Origin of the sequence: Arthrobacter sp. 08Y14, assembly GCF_002929455.1 — a bacterium.
Taxonomy (GTDB): domain Bacteria; phylum Actinomycetota; class Actinomycetes; order Actinomycetales; family Micrococcaceae; genus Arthrobacter_B; species Arthrobacter_B sunyaminii.
Map to the genome: position 1 here is coordinate 385,772 of NZ_PJIX01000001.1, position 15,519 is coordinate 401,290.

12 protein-coding genes are annotated in these 15,519 nt (G+C 64.9%); all 12 read right to left on the minus strand.

Annotated features, from left to right (window positions below):
- Nucleotides 1-26: 26 nt before the first annotated feature.
- Entirely contained in the window at nucleotides 27-1,094 is a 1,068-nt protein-coding gene (tsaD, locus tag CXR03_RS01740) for a tRNA (adenosine(37)-N6)-threonylcarbamoyltransferase complex transferase subunit TsaD (protein WP_104101564.1), read from the minus strand.
- A complete protein-coding gene (gene rimI / locus CXR03_RS01745; protein WP_104102753.1) occupies nucleotides 1,091-1,561 on the minus strand; it encodes a ribosomal protein S18-alanine N-acetyltransferase in 471 nt (156 codons plus the stop codon). Before rimI ends, tsaD begins: the two co-directional genes overlap by 4 nt.
- A 38-nt stretch (nucleotides 1,562-1,599) precedes the next feature.
- Nucleotides 1,600-2,268, minus strand: coding sequence for a tRNA (adenosine(37)-N6)-threonylcarbamoyltransferase complex dimerization subunit type 1 TsaB (gene tsaB / locus CXR03_RS01750; RefSeq protein ID WP_104101566.1), 669 nt, complete (start codon nucleotides 2,266-2,268; stop codon nucleotides 1,600-1,602).
- A gap of 69 nt (nucleotides 2,269-2,337) precedes the next feature.
- Nucleotides 2,338-2,919 (minus strand): tRNA (adenosine(37)-N6)-threonylcarbamoyltransferase complex ATPase subunit type 1 TsaE, encoded by a 582-nt coding sequence (gene tsaE / locus CXR03_RS01755; protein ID WP_104101568.1) that lies wholly within the window; start codon nucleotides 2,917-2,919, stop codon nucleotides 2,338-2,340.
- Entirely contained in the window at nucleotides 2,916-4,082 is a 1,167-nt protein-coding gene (gene alr, locus CXR03_RS01760; RefSeq protein WP_258073452.1) for an alanine racemase, read from the minus strand. The genes tsaE and alr overlap by 4 nt, the downstream gene beginning before the upstream one ends.
- A gap of 90 nt (nucleotides 4,083-4,172) precedes the next feature.
- Nucleotides 4,173-5,219 carry an L-glyceraldehyde 3-phosphate reductase gene (gene mgrA, locus CXR03_RS01765; RefSeq protein WP_104052701.1) on the minus strand — a complete coding sequence of 349 codons (1,047 nt, stop codon included), beginning with the start codon at nucleotides 5,217-5,219 and terminating at the stop codon, nucleotides 4,173-4,175.
- A gap of 3 nt (nucleotides 5,220-5,222) precedes the next feature.
- Nucleotides 5,223-6,977 carry a malto-oligosyltrehalose trehalohydrolase gene (gene treZ, locus CXR03_RS01770; protein WP_104101571.1) on the minus strand — a complete coding sequence of 585 codons (1,755 nt, stop codon included), beginning with the start codon at nucleotides 6,975-6,977 and terminating at the stop codon, nucleotides 5,223-5,225.
- The gene (gene treY / locus CXR03_RS01775) at nucleotides 6,974-9,313 is read right to left on the minus strand and encodes a malto-oligosyltrehalose synthase (RefSeq protein ID WP_104101573.1); all 2,340 of its coding nucleotides are present in this window, start codon (nucleotides 9,311-9,313) and stop codon (nucleotides 6,974-6,976) included. The genes treZ and treY overlap by 4 nt, the downstream gene beginning before the upstream one ends.
- Nucleotides 9,310-11,499, minus strand: a complete 2,190-nt coding sequence (gene glgX, locus CXR03_RS01780) for a glycogen debranching protein GlgX (protein ID WP_104101574.1) — start codon at nucleotides 11,497-11,499, stop codon at nucleotides 9,310-9,312. Before glgX ends, treY begins: the two co-directional genes overlap by 4 nt.
- Before the next feature lie 58 nt (nucleotides 11,500-11,557).
- Nucleotides 11,558-13,162, minus strand: coding sequence for an NAD(P)H-hydrate epimerase (locus CXR03_RS01785; protein ID WP_104101576.1), 1,605 nt, complete (start codon nucleotides 13,160-13,162; stop codon nucleotides 11,558-11,560).
- A 9-nt stretch (nucleotides 13,163-13,171) separates the two neighbouring features.
- Nucleotides 13,172-13,522: a holo-ACP synthase gene (locus CXR03_RS01790; RefSeq protein ID WP_104052706.1), complete on the minus strand. Its 351-nt coding sequence runs from the start codon at nucleotides 13,520-13,522 to the stop codon at nucleotides 13,172-13,174.
- On the minus strand, nucleotides 13,522-15,417 hold the full coding sequence (glmS, locus tag CXR03_RS01795) for a glutamine--fructose-6-phosphate transaminase (isomerizing) (protein ID WP_104101577.1): 1,896 nt from the start codon (nucleotides 15,415-15,417) through the stop codon (nucleotides 13,522-13,524). The genes CXR03_RS01790 and glmS overlap by 1 nt, the downstream gene beginning before the upstream one ends.
- Between the last annotated feature and the right edge of the window lie 102 nt (nucleotides 15,418-15,519).

The window sequence follows — 15,519 nt, forward strand, 5'->3', positions numbered from 1 at the left end:
CTACGGAAGCCGGTTAGACGAGCTGATTAGAGATGGACGCTCGTGACCGGCATGGACGGATCCGGCGCGAAAGTGATGCCCGAGGGCTCGGCCCCCGCCATCACCACTTGGGCCCCCAGGGCAGCAACCATTGCACCGTTGTCCGTGCACAGGGAAATGGGCGGCACGCGCAGGGAAATGCCCTTGGCCTCGCAGCGCTGCCTCGTCAGCTCGCGGAGCCGGGAGTTGGCCGCCACTCCTCCACCCAGAAGGAGATTTGTGATGCCGTGTTCCGTGCAGGCAAGGACCGCCTTGGCGGTGATGACATCCACCACGGCTTCCTGGAAGGAAGCAGCAATGTCGGCCACGGGAAGCTCTTCGCCCGCAGCTTCATATGCTTCAACGCAGCGGGCAACTGCTGTCTTGAGTCCCGAGAAGGACCAGTCATAGCGGTGCGGGCCGGGCTCTTCTGCAGAACCCATGTACTTGGGCTGAGTCAGTCCGCGGGGAAAACGGATGGCCTTGGGATTTCCCTGCCGGGCCAGCTTGTCGATGGCAGGGCCGCCCGGATAACCGAGCCCCAGGATGCGGGCAACCTTGTCATAGGCTTCGCCGGCAGCGTCATCGATGGTGGAACCGAGCAGCTGCACATCGCCGGTCAACGACTTCACGCGCAGGATCTCCGTGTGGCCCCCGGATACCAGCAGGGCGCCGAGATTTTCCGGGAGGGTTCCGCCTTCGAGCACGCCCACGCCCACATGGGCCACCAGGTGATTGATCGCGTACAGCGGCTTACCTGTGGCAACCGCGAGCGCCTTGGCTGCGCAGACACCCACCATCAGTGCTCCGGCCAGTCCCGGGCCGGAGGTCACGGCGATCGCATCCACTTCGGCCAGGGTTACTCCGGCCTCGTCCAGGGCCTGCTGCAGCGTGGGCACGAAGGCGTCCAGATGTGCACGGGAGGCGATCTCCGGAATCACGCCGCCAAAACGGACGTGCTCATCCATCGACGAGGAAACGGTGTTGGTCAGCAGCTGGTCGCCGCGGACAATCCCGACTCCGGTTTCGTCACAGGATGATTCGATGCCAAGCACCAGGGGCTCGGTGCGGTTCATTTCGGGTCCTTCGTTGTTGCGTGCGGGGACCCGTTCCAAGTGGAAAGGTCCAGCCGCATGATGAGTGCGTCGGCGCCGTCGCGGTAGTAGCGCGGACGGAGGTGAATCTGCTCGAATCCGAACCAGCGGTAGAGCCGCTGGGCCCGGGGGTTGTCCGCCCGCACTTCCAGCAGCACGTCGTCGGCGCCGCGGGCTTTGGCCTCTTCGATGAGCGTGGTCAGGAGTGCAGAGCCGATGCCGGCGCCTTCAGCCTCAGGCGCGACGGCGATGGTCTGCACATCGGCTATGGGCAGCACGCACATCAGTCCGGCGTACCCGATTACCGTGCCGCAGCTGTCCACGGCGACGTAATAGGAACGGGTATCTGTTTGGTTCAGCTCGTCGTAGAACATTTGGAGCGGCCACGCATCCACGGGGAACAGGGCCCGCTCGAGTGCGTCTACGGCGGCGATATCGTCAACGGTCATGGTCCGGATCTTCGCGGGCCCGGCAGCGGTATGGCCGGTCACAGCGCGCGCTTCCGCGGACCTGGCACCTTGGCATCGGATTCGCGCAGGTACAGCGGCGTGCTGTCCAGCAGTGGAAGGCCGCGGACCAGCCGCACGACGGCGGTGCGGCCGAGGGCTTCCGCGGTGGGCTGGGTGCCGGCAAAGTCAGCGACACCGCGCAGGACCTCAGGGTACAACCCGGCCCCGGCACCGTAGGCCGGCAGATCCGGCACCTCTGCGGGATCGCTCACGAACGGCCCGGCCAGGAGTTCGGGTGTCCCTCCGGTGCTGCGGTAATGCGCCCAGTAGACTTCCTTGCGCCGGGCATCGGTGGCCACGACAAATTCGTCAATGCCCAGCCGCCACGCGTCCAGGGCTGCGTCAGCCGCAATCGCGTCCAGGCTCATCACTCCATGTACGGGTTTCTGCCACGCGAAGCCGAGGGTACGCGCTGTGGCAATGCCGGAGCGGAGGCCCGTAAACGGTCCGGGACCCACTCCCACCACCACGGCGTCGATGTCAGCGGCGGTGACGCCCGCCGTTTCCATCAGGTTCCGGATACCCGGTGCCAGCACTTCGGCGTGGGAACGGGTGTCCTGCGTGGCGAACGCGGCCAGGGTCTCCCCTTCCCCGGTCAGCAGTGCCGCACTGGCAATAGCGGAGGTGTCAATAGAGAGAATAAGCACGGTGCCTATTTTACGTCCCCTTTTGGTCCGCACTTTCCGTTCCCGGACCGGTCGAAGCCCGCCGGCAGGTCAGGAAAGGCGGTTGTTCTTCCACCGCGGGCCGTAGGCGGCGAACCGGATCACCCGTTCTTCATCAGGATCATCGTCGTATTCGAAGCTCAGGCCGGCGGCTTCCTGCACCGGCTGGCCTGTCTCCTGCCCACCCACGGTGCCGCCTCCGGTGGGACGCAGGAGTGTAACCTCCAGCCGGCTGTCCGACAGGTGTTCCACCAGGCCCCGTCCCCACTCGACCACGGTGACGGAGGTATCCATCGTGTTTTCCAGGTCAATGTCATCGATCTCACCGCTGGACCCGAGCCGGTAGGCATCCACGTGCACCAGATCGGGTCCGTCCGCCAGGCTCGGATGGATGCGCATCAGCACGAAGGTTGGGGAGATGATTCCGGGCCGGACACCGAGCCCGCGGCCCAGGCCCTGGGTGAAGGTGGTTTTACCGGCTCCGAGTTCGCCGGTGAGCAGCAGGAGGTCACCTGCGGCCAGCCGGTGTCCCAGCTGCTCGGCCACGGCCTGTGTCTGCAGGGCATCCGTAGTGCGGATTTCTTTTTCCCACACGGGTTCAGCTGCGCCGGTGTCAGCGAACTCTCCGCTCATAGCCCGACCTCCTCAGAATCGGTGTACTTGCGCTGAACGCGGGAGCTGATCCTGGTAATGATCTCGTAGTTGATGCTTCCGCAGGCCTCCGCCCATTCATCCACGGAAGGCATTCCCACACCGCCGAACAGCACTGCTTCCCGGCCCACGAGGTCTTTGCCGGTTCCTGCAATGCCGGTGGCTTTAAGGTCTATCACCATTTGGTCCATGGCTATCCGGCCGACTACCGGGTAAACATTGCCGTCCACCCAGACAGGACCGCCCGTGCCCACGCGGGGGACGCCGTCGGCATAGCCCAGGGGAACCAGCGCCAACGTGGTGGGCTCCTGCGTGGTGTAACGAAGCCCGTAGGAAACGCCCTGCCCGGCGGGGACCTCCTTGCAGTTGGCGATGGTGGTCTTCAGGGTCATGGCCGGGCGCAGGCCCAGCTCGTCGGGTGACTGCTCCGGAAAGGGCGACAGACCGTACATACCCAACCCAACCCGCACCATGTCAAAGTGGGAATCAGGGCGGGAAAGTGCTGCGGGAGTGTTGGCAATGTGCCGCACTTCATGGTCCACTCCGGCGTCTTCGGCAACTGCCACGGCGGTGCGGAACTTCTCCAGCTGCAGGTCGGTCTCCGGCCTTTCCGGTTCATCTGCCACGGAAAAGTGGGAGAAGATTCCGACGACGCGCAGCAGCCCCTCCTCCTGATAGGCCAGGGCGCGGCCCACGAACGCTTCCCATTTGTCCTCGGGGCAGCCGTTGCGGCCAAGCCCGGTATCGATCTTCAGGTGCACCCGTGCCGGAATCTGCAGTTCCCGTGCAGCGGCCACGACTGACTCCAGTTCCCATCCCGAAAGTCCCAGATCAACGTTGGCAGCCACTGCCTCGGCAAAGGGCGTGTCCACGGTATGCAGCCAGGCCAGAATCGGAGCTGAAATGCCGGCGCTTCGCAGCGCGAGCGCTTCGGAAATGTGGGCGACACCAAGCCAAGTGGCTCCGGCTTCCAATGCCGCGCGTGCCACCTGCTCCGCGCCGTGGCCGTATGCATCGGCCTTGACGATTGCCATCACGCGGGCCGGACTGGTGAGCCGGACAAAGTGGCGGACGTTGTGCCGCACGGCGGCCAGATCTATGAGGGCGAGGCGTTCAGCGGGAGGAGGTACTTGTTGGTCGTTCACCAGACCATTCTTTCATTTCCCGCACTGTACCGGCGCCGGTCGGGCCGGCCGTGAGGCTGCAACCGGTGGAACCGGCTGCAGCCTCACCTGTTAGGCATCCAGGGCCGAGGCCCACAAATTGATGTTGGAGTCCACCGCGTACTCGTCGATGCTGGCCAGTTCCTCCGCGGTGAAGTCGAGGCGGTTCACTGCCGCAAGGCTGTCCTCAAGCTGGCGGACGCTGGAAGCACCCACCAGCGCCGAGGTGACGGCACCGCCGCCGGACTGCGGCCGCAGCACCCAGGCAATAGCCATCTGGGCCAGCGTCTGGCCCCGGGATTCCGCCAGGTCATTCAGTGCCCGCACCCGCCGCAGGTTGTCCTCGGACAGCTGGGACTTCTCCAGCGATTTGCCGGCCGCGGCTCGGGAATCCTCGGGTACCCCGTTCAGGTACTTGCTGGTCAGCAGGCCCTGCGCCAGCGGGCTGAAGGCGATGGAGCCAGCCCCGACCTCTTCCAAAGCAGCGAACAGGTTCGGATCCCCCTGCTCAACCCAGCGGTTCAGCATGGAGTAGGAGGGCTGGTGAATCAGCAGCGGTGTTCCCATGTCGCGCAGAATCCGCGCAGCTTCAATGGTTTTCTCCGGCGAGTAGGACGATATGCCGGCGTAGAGGGCACGACCGGAGCGCACGGCAGTGTCCAGCGCTCCCATGGTCTCTTCCAGCGGCGTCTCAGGATCGGGACGGTGGCTGTAGAAAATGTCCACGTAGTCCAGGCCCATGCGTTCCAGGGACTGGTCCAGGCTCGCGAGCAGGTATTTGCGGGACCCCCAGTTGCCGTAGGGACCGGGCCACATGTCGTAACCCGCCTTCGAGGAGATGACCAGTTCATCCCGGTAAGGGCGGAAATCGTCCTTGAAATGGCGTCCGAAGTTGGTTTCCGCCGAGCCGTAGGGCGGGCCGTAGTTGTTGGCCAGATCGAAATGGGTCACGCCCAAATCAAACGCCCGGCGCAGGATGGCACGCTGGGTCTCGAAGTTCTTATCGTCGCCAAAGTTGTGCCACAGTCCAAGCGATACAGCGGGCAGCTGCAGCCCGCTGCGTCCGACGCGGCGGTAGGGCATGGAATCGTAGCGGTTTTCCGCAGCAATGTAGGTCATGGGTTACATCCTGCCATTCGATGCCGCGAGGACGGCAGCGCCGTAAGCGGGCAGCTGCACACCGTCTTCATACAGCTCCGCGGGTGCCGTCTGCAGCAGCAGCTGCGGAGAGCTGATCGGAAGGGGAATCTCGCGGGAATCGCCCGCGAAATTCAGTACGACGGCGGTTTCTCCCCGTTGCAGGACAAGCCACCGGCCCACTTCGTCGAAGTCCACGCTGACGCTGCGGAGATCCGGGTCCATCAGATCGGGACGTTCACGGCGAAGCGTCAGGAGCTGCTGGTATAAAGCATGCAGCTTGGCATGGTCACCCTCTTCAACCTCGGACCAGTCCAGCTTGGAATTGGCGAAGGTTGACGGGTCCTGAGGGTTGGGCACCGTGTCCGGGTCCCAGCCCATCCGCTCAAACTCCCGCAGGCGGCCTTCCGCCGTTGCCTTGCCCAGCTCCGGCTCCGGGTGGGAGGTAAAGAACTGCCAGGGCGTGGAGGCACCGAACTCCTCGCCCATGAAGATCATCGGCGTAAACGGGGAGGTCAGGTTCAGCACTGCGGCAAGCGCCAGCTGCGGATAGCCCAGGCTCGCGCTGAGTCTGTCCCCGGCCGCCCGGTTGCCAATCTGGTCGTGATTTTGAATGCAGGTCACAAGCTGCCGGGCAGTGATCACGTCTTTGTTGATGGGCCTTCCGTGGGCACGGCCCCGGAAGGAGGAGAAACCGCTGTCATGGAAGAACCCGTCCCGCAGCACCTTGGCCAGGGCGCCGAGGGAATCGAAATCCTCGTAATAACCCCCGTTTTCCCCGGTGAGGTTGGTATGTGCGGCATGGTGGAAATCGTCAGACCACTGGCCGTCCAGCCCGTAGCCGTTCAGGTTCCGCGGACTGATCAGCCGGGGATCGTTCAGGTCAGATTCGGCGATCAGGAACAGCGGCTTGCCAAGATCGCGCGCGCACTTTTCGGTTTCCTGCGCTATCTCTTCCAGGATGTGGATGGCACGCTCGTCGTGCAGTGCATGCACCGCATCCAGCCGCAGTCCGTCCACGTGGTAGTCGCGGAACCACATCAGCACGTTGTCCACAATGTACTGCCGGACGGTGTCAGAGAGCGGGCCGTCCAAGTTTACCGAGTCGCCCCAGGTATTGGACTTGCCTTCCGTCAGGTACGGACCGAACATCGGAAGGTAGTTGCCGCTGGGTCCGAGGTGGTTGTACACCACGTCCTGGATGACCCCGAGACCAGCCTGGTGCGCGGCGTCAACGAAACGCTGGTAAGCCTCGGGACCGCCGTAGGTTTCCTGCACGGCGTACCAGAGCACGCCGTCGTAGCCCCAGTTATGGGTTCCGTTGAAAGCATTCACCGGCAGCAGTTCCACATACCGAACACCCAGGTCCACCAGGTAGCCGAGCTTTCCGATGGCCGCGTCCAGCGTCCCCTCCGGCGTGAACGTACCGATATGCAGCTCGTAGATGGCGCTGCCGTCCAGGCCGGGCGATTTCCAGTCCGCATCATGCCACTGGTATTCGTCCGGATCGAACGTGCGTGACAGCGCATGGACGCCCTCGGGCTGGCGCCGGGACCGGGGATCCGGAACCGGAGTCTGCGCGTCATCAATCAGGTACCCGTAATCAATGTCCCCGGTGAGTTCGGCGTGCTGGGCATGCCACCAGCCGTTTTCGCCGCGGCTCATGGACAATTTGCGGCCGTCGGCCAGCAGCGTCATCGTGCCGGCTTTGGGCGCCCATACGTCGAAATTCGTCCTCATTCGCCGTCCTCCCGAACGAGTAGTGCCACCGGATAGATTTCAAACAGATCCGCGGCCTCCAGCCGGCCGCTGCTTTCGAGCACCCGGCCCGTGAGCACGTCACGGTAGATTCCCGCATCAAGCACGACGGCGGTGTTCCGCCATCCGCCGGCACGCTCCATTCCGAGCGGCAGCCGGGTGAGCGCTGTAATGGCTCCGCCCCGGTCGAAGGCAAAGAGATGCTCGGCAGCCGGACCTTCCACCGCTACGGGGACGTAGCGGCTGAAAAGCTCCGGGCGCCCGCGCTTGAGCTGCAGTGCCCGCATGGTGACGAGCAGCTTGGCGGCTGCTTCTTCGTCCAGATCCGGTGCCTGCACGGTGCCGCCGGCCAGGGATTCGGCAACGGCGCGGCGCCGGGCGTAATCCACTTCGCGCCGGTTGTCCGGATCGACGAGTGACCGGTCCCAGAACTCGGTGCCCTGATAGACATCCGGAACCCCGGGCATGGTCAGCTGCAGGAGCTTGGCGGAAAGGGAGTTCGAATACCCGGCACTAAGGATCCGCTCCACGAGCGCTTCAATCCGGGCGGTGACCTCAGGGTTGTCGAAGGCGGCGTCAACGGCGGCGTGCATCCGCTCTTCGAACTCAGCGTTGGGTGCAGTCCACGTGGTGCTGCTCGATGCTTCGCGCGAAGCCTTTTCAGCGTAGGCATGGGCCCGCTCACGGCTGAGCGGCCAGGCCCCGACGATCGCCTGCCACAGCAGGTTGGCCATGGGCACATCTCCCATGGGTGCCAGGGACTCCAGAGCGGTGAAGGTTTCACTCCACTCGTCGGGAATCTCCGAAAGGACCGAAATCCGGGCACGGGTGTCTTCGCTGCGCTTGGTGTCATGCGTCGTCAGCGCGGTCATGGCAGCGGGCTGCTCCAGCTGCCGGTGCAGCATCCGGCTGTGCAGGTCCGACGGTGCCACCGCGAAATGCGACGGATCCGCACCCACCTCGTTCAGCGAGGTCAGGCGTGAGTAACGGTAGAACGCGGTGTCTTCCACGCCCTTGGCCATCACCATGCCGGAGGTCTGCTGGAAGCGCACCGCAAGCTCGCCCAGGGCCTGAAGGGAGACGTCATCCGTTTCCCCTGTTCCCAGCGGATTCAGCAGCCCGCCCAGGGTAGTCAGGGCAGCAGCCAGATCCGGCCGGCGCACCGTGGCCGCGATGACGGCATCGGTCAAATATCCCGCCCCGTCCGGGAGGTAACTGCGGTACACCGGAAAGCAGGCCAGCAGTTCCGCGAGAGCATCCGCTGCGGTTTCCGGTTCCAGCCCGGAGTCCGACGGCAGCAGCCGGACCAGGCGCTGCACTTCGGAGTGCAGCAGCTGATCTGCGATGCCGCGTTTGGTGCCGTGGATCATGTCCGCGTACGGTTCCACAGGCACCATGTCAGTCAGCTTGCGCTCGCCTGCCGGGTCAACGAAGAGCCGGTCGATGTCCGCCAGCGCGTCATATCCGGTGGTTCCTTCCGTTTCCCAGTTCCGGGGCAGCGTCTCCCCCGGCTCCAGGATCTTTTCCACCAGGATGTACGCACCGTTGGTCAGCTTCCGCAGCCGGGCCAGGTAGCCCTTGGGGTCGGCCAGCCCGTCCGGATGGTCGATCCGCAGACCATCCACGAGTCCTTCATCAAACCAGCGCTTGATCTCCGCGTGGGATTCATCGAAGACCCATGGCTCCTCCACGCGGATTCCGGCGAGGGTGTTCACGCCGAAGAAGCGGCGGTAGTTCAGTTCATTGTCTGCCCGCCGCCAGTTCACCAGTTCGTAGTGCTGGCGGGCGTGGACGTCCACGGCCGAATCGCCGTCGGACGCCGTTCCCGGCGCCACCGGGTATCGGTTGTCGTAGTAATGCAGCTCGTCGTTGACCAGTTTCAGCTGCTCCAGCTCGTTGTCGCCGTCGCCCAGGACGGGCAGGCGGAGTTTTCCGCCTGCCGCGTCCCAGTCGACGTCGAAAGCTTCGGCGTACCGGGAACCCCGGCCTTCCTTCAGGAGCGACCACCACCAGTCATTCCGTGCGGGGGTGGCAACCCCCATGTGGTTGGGCACAATGTCCACCAGCACCCCCATGCCGGCGGCATGGGCGGCGGCGGAGAGGGACTTCAGCCCTTCGGCGCCGCCGCGGGCCGGATCCACCGCCGTCGGGTCAACCACGTCGTAACCGTGGTCCGAACCCGGTTCGGCGGTCAGGATCGGTGACAGGTAAACCCAGTCGACCCCCAGATCCTTCAAATACGGGACCAGCTCGGCGGCGTCGAACAGCGTGAACGACGGCCGGATCTGCAGGCGGTAGGTGGACAGCGGGGTCCTCATACGGCGGCCTCGCCGCTGTGCTGCTTGGAACCGGCCAGGGCTGCGAGGGAGGCAGCCACGGAGTGGTCGTGCTCTTCCTCCGCTTCGTGGGCACGCAGGACCACCATGGACTTGGCTGCGATGGTGATTTTGGCATCCGCCGGAATGGATCCGGAATCGGCAAATTCACCGGCCGTGTCAATGACCTCGTCCCACATCGGCGCATACTCACGCGAGGGGAGGGTGACCTTGACCGCCTCGTCGTGGGCATTGAAGTACAGCAGGAAGTTCACATCGGTGATCCGCTCTCCGCGGGCATCACGGCCGGAAATTCCCTGTCCGTTCAGGAACACGCCCAGGGAACGGCTCACTGGAGTGTCCCAGTCGTCCTGGGTCATGGGGCTTCCGTCTTCCGCCAGCCAAACGATGTCCGGCAGTGCTTCGCCTTCGCCGCGGCGCACCGGCCTGCCATCAAAGAAGCGGCGGCGGCGGAACGTGGGGTGTTCGGCGCGCAGGGTGTTGACCGCGGCGGTGAATTCGAGCAGCGGAGTGTCCATGTTCTCCCAGTCGATCCAGCTCAGCTCCGAGTCCTGGGCATACGTGTTGTTGTTGCCCTCCTGGGTGCGGCCAAGCTCATCACCGTGCGCAATCATGGGAACGCCCTGTGACAGCAGGAGCGTGGCCAGGAAGTTCCGCTGCTGGCGGGCGCGCAGGGACAGCACCTCGGGATCATCCGTGGGACCCTCCGCTCCGCAGTTCCAGGAGCGGTTATGGGACTCGCCGTCGTTGTTGTCTTCACCGTTGGCCTCGTTGTGCTTCTCGTTGTAGGAGACGAGGTCGCGCAGGGTGAAGCCGTCGTGGGCGGTGACAAAGTTGATCGACGCCACCGGACGGCGGGCCGAGGACTCGTAGAGGTCCGCAGACCCGGTGATGCGGGAGGCAAACTCACCCAAGGTGGAGGGCTCGCCGCGCCAGAAATCGCGCACGGTGTCGCGGTACTTGCCGTTCCACTCGGTCCACTGGGGAGGGAAGTTGCCCACCTGGTAACCGCCGGGGCCAATATCCCAGGGCTCGGCGATCAGCTTCACCTGGGAAACCACCGGGTCCTGCTGGACCAGTTCGAAGAAGGTGGAGAGCTTGTCCACGTCGTAGAACTCGCGGGCCAGGGTGGAGGCAAGGTCGAAGCGGAAACCGTCAACGTGCATTTCGGTGACCCAGTAGCGCAGCGAATCCATGAGCAGCTGCAGCGAGTGCGGGTTTCCCACGTTCAGGGAGTTGCCCGTGCCCGTGTAGTCCATGTAGTAGCGCTTGTCGTCTTCGACAAGGCGGTAGTACGCCTGGTTGTCGATGCCGCGGAAGGACAGCGTGGGGCCCATGTGGTTGCCCTCTGCCGTGTGGTTGTAGACCACGTCGAGGATGACTTCGATGCCGGCCAGGTGCAGGGCACGAACCATGCCCTTGAACTCCTGGACCTGCTGGCCGTCGTCACCGGTGGCGCTGTAGGTGTTCTGCGGCGCAAAGAACCCGATGGTGTTGTAACCCCAGTAGTTCGACAGTCCCTTTTCCTGCAGCGTGGAGTCATTGACGAACTGGTGCACCGGCATCAGTTCGATGGCGGTGACGCCCAGCTTCTGCAGGTGCGCGATCACCGCGGGGTGCGCGACGCCGGCATAGGTACCGCGCTGTTCCTCGGGAACATCGGGGTGGCGCTCGGTCAGGCCCTTGACGTGGGCTTCATAGATGACCGACTGGTGGTACGGGATCTTGGGCTTGCGGTCGCCGTCCCAGTCGAAGAAGGGGTTGATCACCACGCCCATCATCATGTGCGCGGCTGAGTCCTCGTCATTGCGTGAGTTCTCGTCGCCGAAGTTGTAGCCGAAGAGTGACTGGTCCCAGTCGATCTCGCCTGATACTGCCTTCGCATAGGGGTCCAGCAGCAGTTTGTTCGGGTTGCAGCGGTTGCCCTGGGCCGGATCGTTGGGTCCGTCCACGCGGTAGCCGTACTTCTGCCCGGGCATCACCTGCGGCAGGTAGCAGTGCCAAACATAGGCGTCCACCTCGGTGAGGCGCACGCAGGTCTCGACGCCGTCGTCGTCGAACAGGCACAGCGTGACGGACTCCGCCACCTCGCTGTACAACGCAAAGTTGGTGCCGTTTCCGTCGTAGGTAGCGCCCAGCGGATAGGCGTCTCCCGGCCAAACTTCCATGTAGAGCTCCTGACTAGTTCCAGATGACAACAAGCAAAGTAGTATGTCTACTTACTTTTTACCCCAGACTGCGCAAAGCATTAAACGGGACCGATTGCCACTCCCTGTTTTTCGGCCGCCGGCCGGCATGTTTCGGTGGTTCCCGCATGGCCGCCAGCTCCCCCAACACGGTCCGGATGGCTGCCGGGAGCGCTGATGGTTCCAGCGGTCCCGCCTGCGCGGCGAGGTTTCCGGCCCTGCCGTGGATACTGGCTGCCGCTGCGGCCAGCTCGGCGTAGTACCCCGCCGGGGGCTCCGAGGCGGAGTCCCGATTACACCGGTTGGTGGCAAGCAGGGCACCCAGGATGCCCGCCAGAGTGTCCCCTGAACCGGCGGCCGCGAGCCAGGGCGTGGCCTCGGCCTGACTGTAGGTTTCACCGGTGGGTGACGCAGTGATAGTGGCCCAGCCTTTGAGCAGCACCGTGGCCCCGGTGAGTTCCGCAGCGCGGCGGGCGTACCGCAGAGGGTCTCCTTCGATCTGCTCCCGGGTGACCGTCTCCCCCAAACGGGTGAGGAGGGCTGTGAGCTCCCCGGCGTGCGGGGTCAAAACCACCTGCGGACCGAGGCCCGGCTCCACGTAGGAAATGGCGTCCGCGTCGATCACCGCGGGCAGGCCGGAGGCCATGGCCTCCAGTGCCCGGCGCCGCTGGTCTTCATCCGTTCCGGCTCCCGGTCCGGCCAGCCAGGCCTGCACATGCGCCAGGGGAACGGTTCCGGTGGCGCAGACGGCTTCCGGATGAGTGGTGTTGATCAGCCGGCAGACTGATTCCGGGCCAAGATAGCGGACCATCCCGACGCCGGTGGCCAGGGCGGCTCCAGTGGCCAGCACTGCGGCGCCGGGGTAAGTTGCCGAGCCGGCCGCGATACCGAGGACGCCGCGGGAATATTTCTGATCTGTTTTCCGCGGAGACGGCAGCAGGCGGATGAGATCGGCAGTTTCGAGCCGCCGGACAGCCTGCCCCGGGACCGGTCCCAAGCCGATATCGATGATTTCGATCCGGCCTGCGGCCACCGCCCCGGGTCCGGCCATCAGACCGGTTTTGGCTGCGCCGAAGGTCACCGTGAGGTCCGCAGCGAGATGCACCCCGTCGGCCCGGCCGGTGTCGGCATCCACGCCGCTGGGAAGGTCGCAGGCGACCATCAACGGTGAAGGGTTGCTACCGGAGGTGAGACCGGCGAATGCACGGGCCAGCTCGGCGGCAGGACCCCGCAAACCGCCTTTGCCGCCGGTGCCCAGGATGCCGTCGATGACCAGATCCGACGCCGCACAAAGCCGGGTGCACTCCTCAACGGCGCTGGCGAGATCTACGGTCCTGCCGCCGCCGGACCGGAAGGCGGCCAGTGCCTGTGGATGGGAGACAGCCGAGGTTAGGACGGCTGTAACGGCTGCGCCGCGGCGGCCCAGCCTCGCTCCGGCGAAGAGCGCGTCGCCGCCGTTGTTGCCGGCGCCTGCCAGCACAGTCACGCGCGCCCCGTACAGGGACCCGCGCCGCTCCAGCAGTTCCCGGGCGCAGGCAGCGTACAGCCCGTACGCTGCCCGCTGCATCAGTGCTGGACCGTTTCCGGCCTCGAGCAAGGGTTTTTCAGCGGCCCGCACAGCGGTGCCGGAGTAGGCACTGATCATGCCTACAGACTAGCTCTCGGCAACCACCATTGCTGTGGCAACATCGCCGTCGTGGCTCAGGGACAGGTGCCAGACCCGCACGCCCTTGGCCTCCGCAGCGGCAGCCACCGTGCCGCGCACGCTGACCGCGGGGGCTCCGGCGGCGTCAAGATCCACCTGGCAGTCCTGCCAGTTCATGCCTGCCGGTGCCCCGAGGGCCTTGGCAACCGCTTCCTTCGCTGCGAAACGTGCCGCAAGGGACCGCAGGTTCAGTTCACGCTCGGCCGGCACAAACAGCCGGGCACGCAGGCCGGGGGTCCGCTCCAGCTGGCGGCCGAAGCGCGGAACATCCACGACGTCCACGCCGATGCCGACGATCATTATTCGACCGTGACGGACTTGGCGAGGTTACGCGGCTGATCCACGTCGAAGCCCTTGGCCGTGGCCAGTGCGCAGGCGAAGATCTGCAGCGGAACTGTGGTCAGCAGCGGAGCCAGCAGCGTGGGCGTTTCCGGTACATAGAACACGTACTCGGCGTAAGCCTTCACTGCGTCGTCGCCCTCTTCTGCGATCACGATGGTCTTGGCGCCGCGGGCGCGGATCTCCTGGATGTTGGAAACCACCTTGGCGTGCAGCGAATCGCGGCCGCGCGGGGAGGGAACCACCACAAAGACCGGCTGGCCTTCTTCGATCAGGGCGATCGGACCATGCTTGAGCTCGCCGGCGGCGAAGCCTTCGGCGTGGATGTAAGCCAGCTCCTTCAGCTTCAGGGCACCTTCCATGGCCACCGGGAAGCCAACGTGGCGGCCCAGGAACAGCACGGACTTGGTGTCGGCCATCATCTCGGCCAGTTCCTTGATTTGTCCTGAGTTGTCCAGCACCTGCTGGATCTTGGCGGGAACCTTCGCAAGATCGGTCAGGAGGTCCTTGATTTCGCCCTGGAACTTATCTCCGCGCAGCTGGGCAAGGTACAGGCCCAGCAGGTAGGCGGCGGTGATCTGCGCCAGGAAAGCCTTGGTGGAGGCCACGGCGATTTCCGGACCGGCGTGCGTGTACAGCACGGCGTCGGACTCGCGCGGGATAGTGGAGCCGTTGGTGTTGCAGATGGCCAGAACCTTGGCGCCCTGCTCCTTGGCGTAGCGGACGGCCATCAGCGTGTCCATGGTCTCGCCGGACTGGGAGATCGCCACGATCAGCGTGTTGCCGTCCACAATCGGATCGCGGTAGCGGAACTCGTGGCTGAGCTCCACTTCCACGGGGATCCGGCACCAGTGCTCAATCGCGTACTTGGCCACCTGCCCGGCATAGGCGGAGGTACCGCAGGCCAGCACCATGATCTTGTTGATGGACTTGAGCTCTTCGGGGTCGATGCGCAGCTCGTCCAGGGTCAAGCGGCCCTCGGCGTCGGAGCGGCCCAGCAGGGTGTCCCCCACCGCCTGCGGCTGATCGTTGATCTCCTTCTCCATGAAGGAGGGGTATCCGCCCTTTTCCGCGGCGGCGGCATCCCAGTTGACCTCGAATTCCGTGCCCGTGGCCGGGTTGCCGTAGAAATCGGTGATTTCCACCGTTTCGGGGGTGATGGTGACGATCTGGTCCTGTCCCAGCTCAACGGCACGGCGGGTGAAGTCGATGAAACCGGAAACATCCGAGCCCAGGAAGTTTTCACCGTCGCCGAGCCCGACGACGAGCGGAGAGTTGCGGCGCGCCGCGACGACGACGTCGGGCGAGTCAGCGTGAATAGCCAGAAGCGTGAAGGCACCTTCCAGCCGGCGGCAGGCCAGCTGCATGGAAAGAGCCAGGTCTCCCCCGCCCTCCCCGCGGTAGATGGAGGCCAGCAGGGCAGCGGCTACTTCGGTGTCCGTTTCGGAGAGGAACTGCGCTCCGGCGTCCAGCAGTTCGGCTTTGAGTTCCGCGAAGTTTTCGATGATGCCGTTGTGGATCAGCGCGAGGCGGCCTTCATCGGCCAGGTGCGGGTGTGCGTTCTCGTCGGTGGGTCCACCATGGGTTGCCCAGCGGGTGTGGCCGATGCCGGTGGTCGCCTCGGGCAGCGGTGCGGCGGTCAGTTCAGCAACCAGATTGGCGAGCTTGCCGGACTTTTTGCGGGAATCGATCCCGTTGTCAGTCAGCACTGCCACGCCGGCGGAATCGTAGCCGCGGTACTCCAGGCGGCGCAGGCCTTCCATGACCACATCAAGGGCACCGTGTTCATGACTCTTGACCTGCTCTGCGGCGGCGGCACTGGGGCGGCGGCCTGCATATCCAACGATTCCACACATACGGCTAAGAGTACCGGCAACTGCTCCTGCAACGCCAAAGCGGGACCGGGTTCCGGGGCTCCACCGCGCCGCCGGGTGCTCCGTTTTGGATTGGGTGCGCGG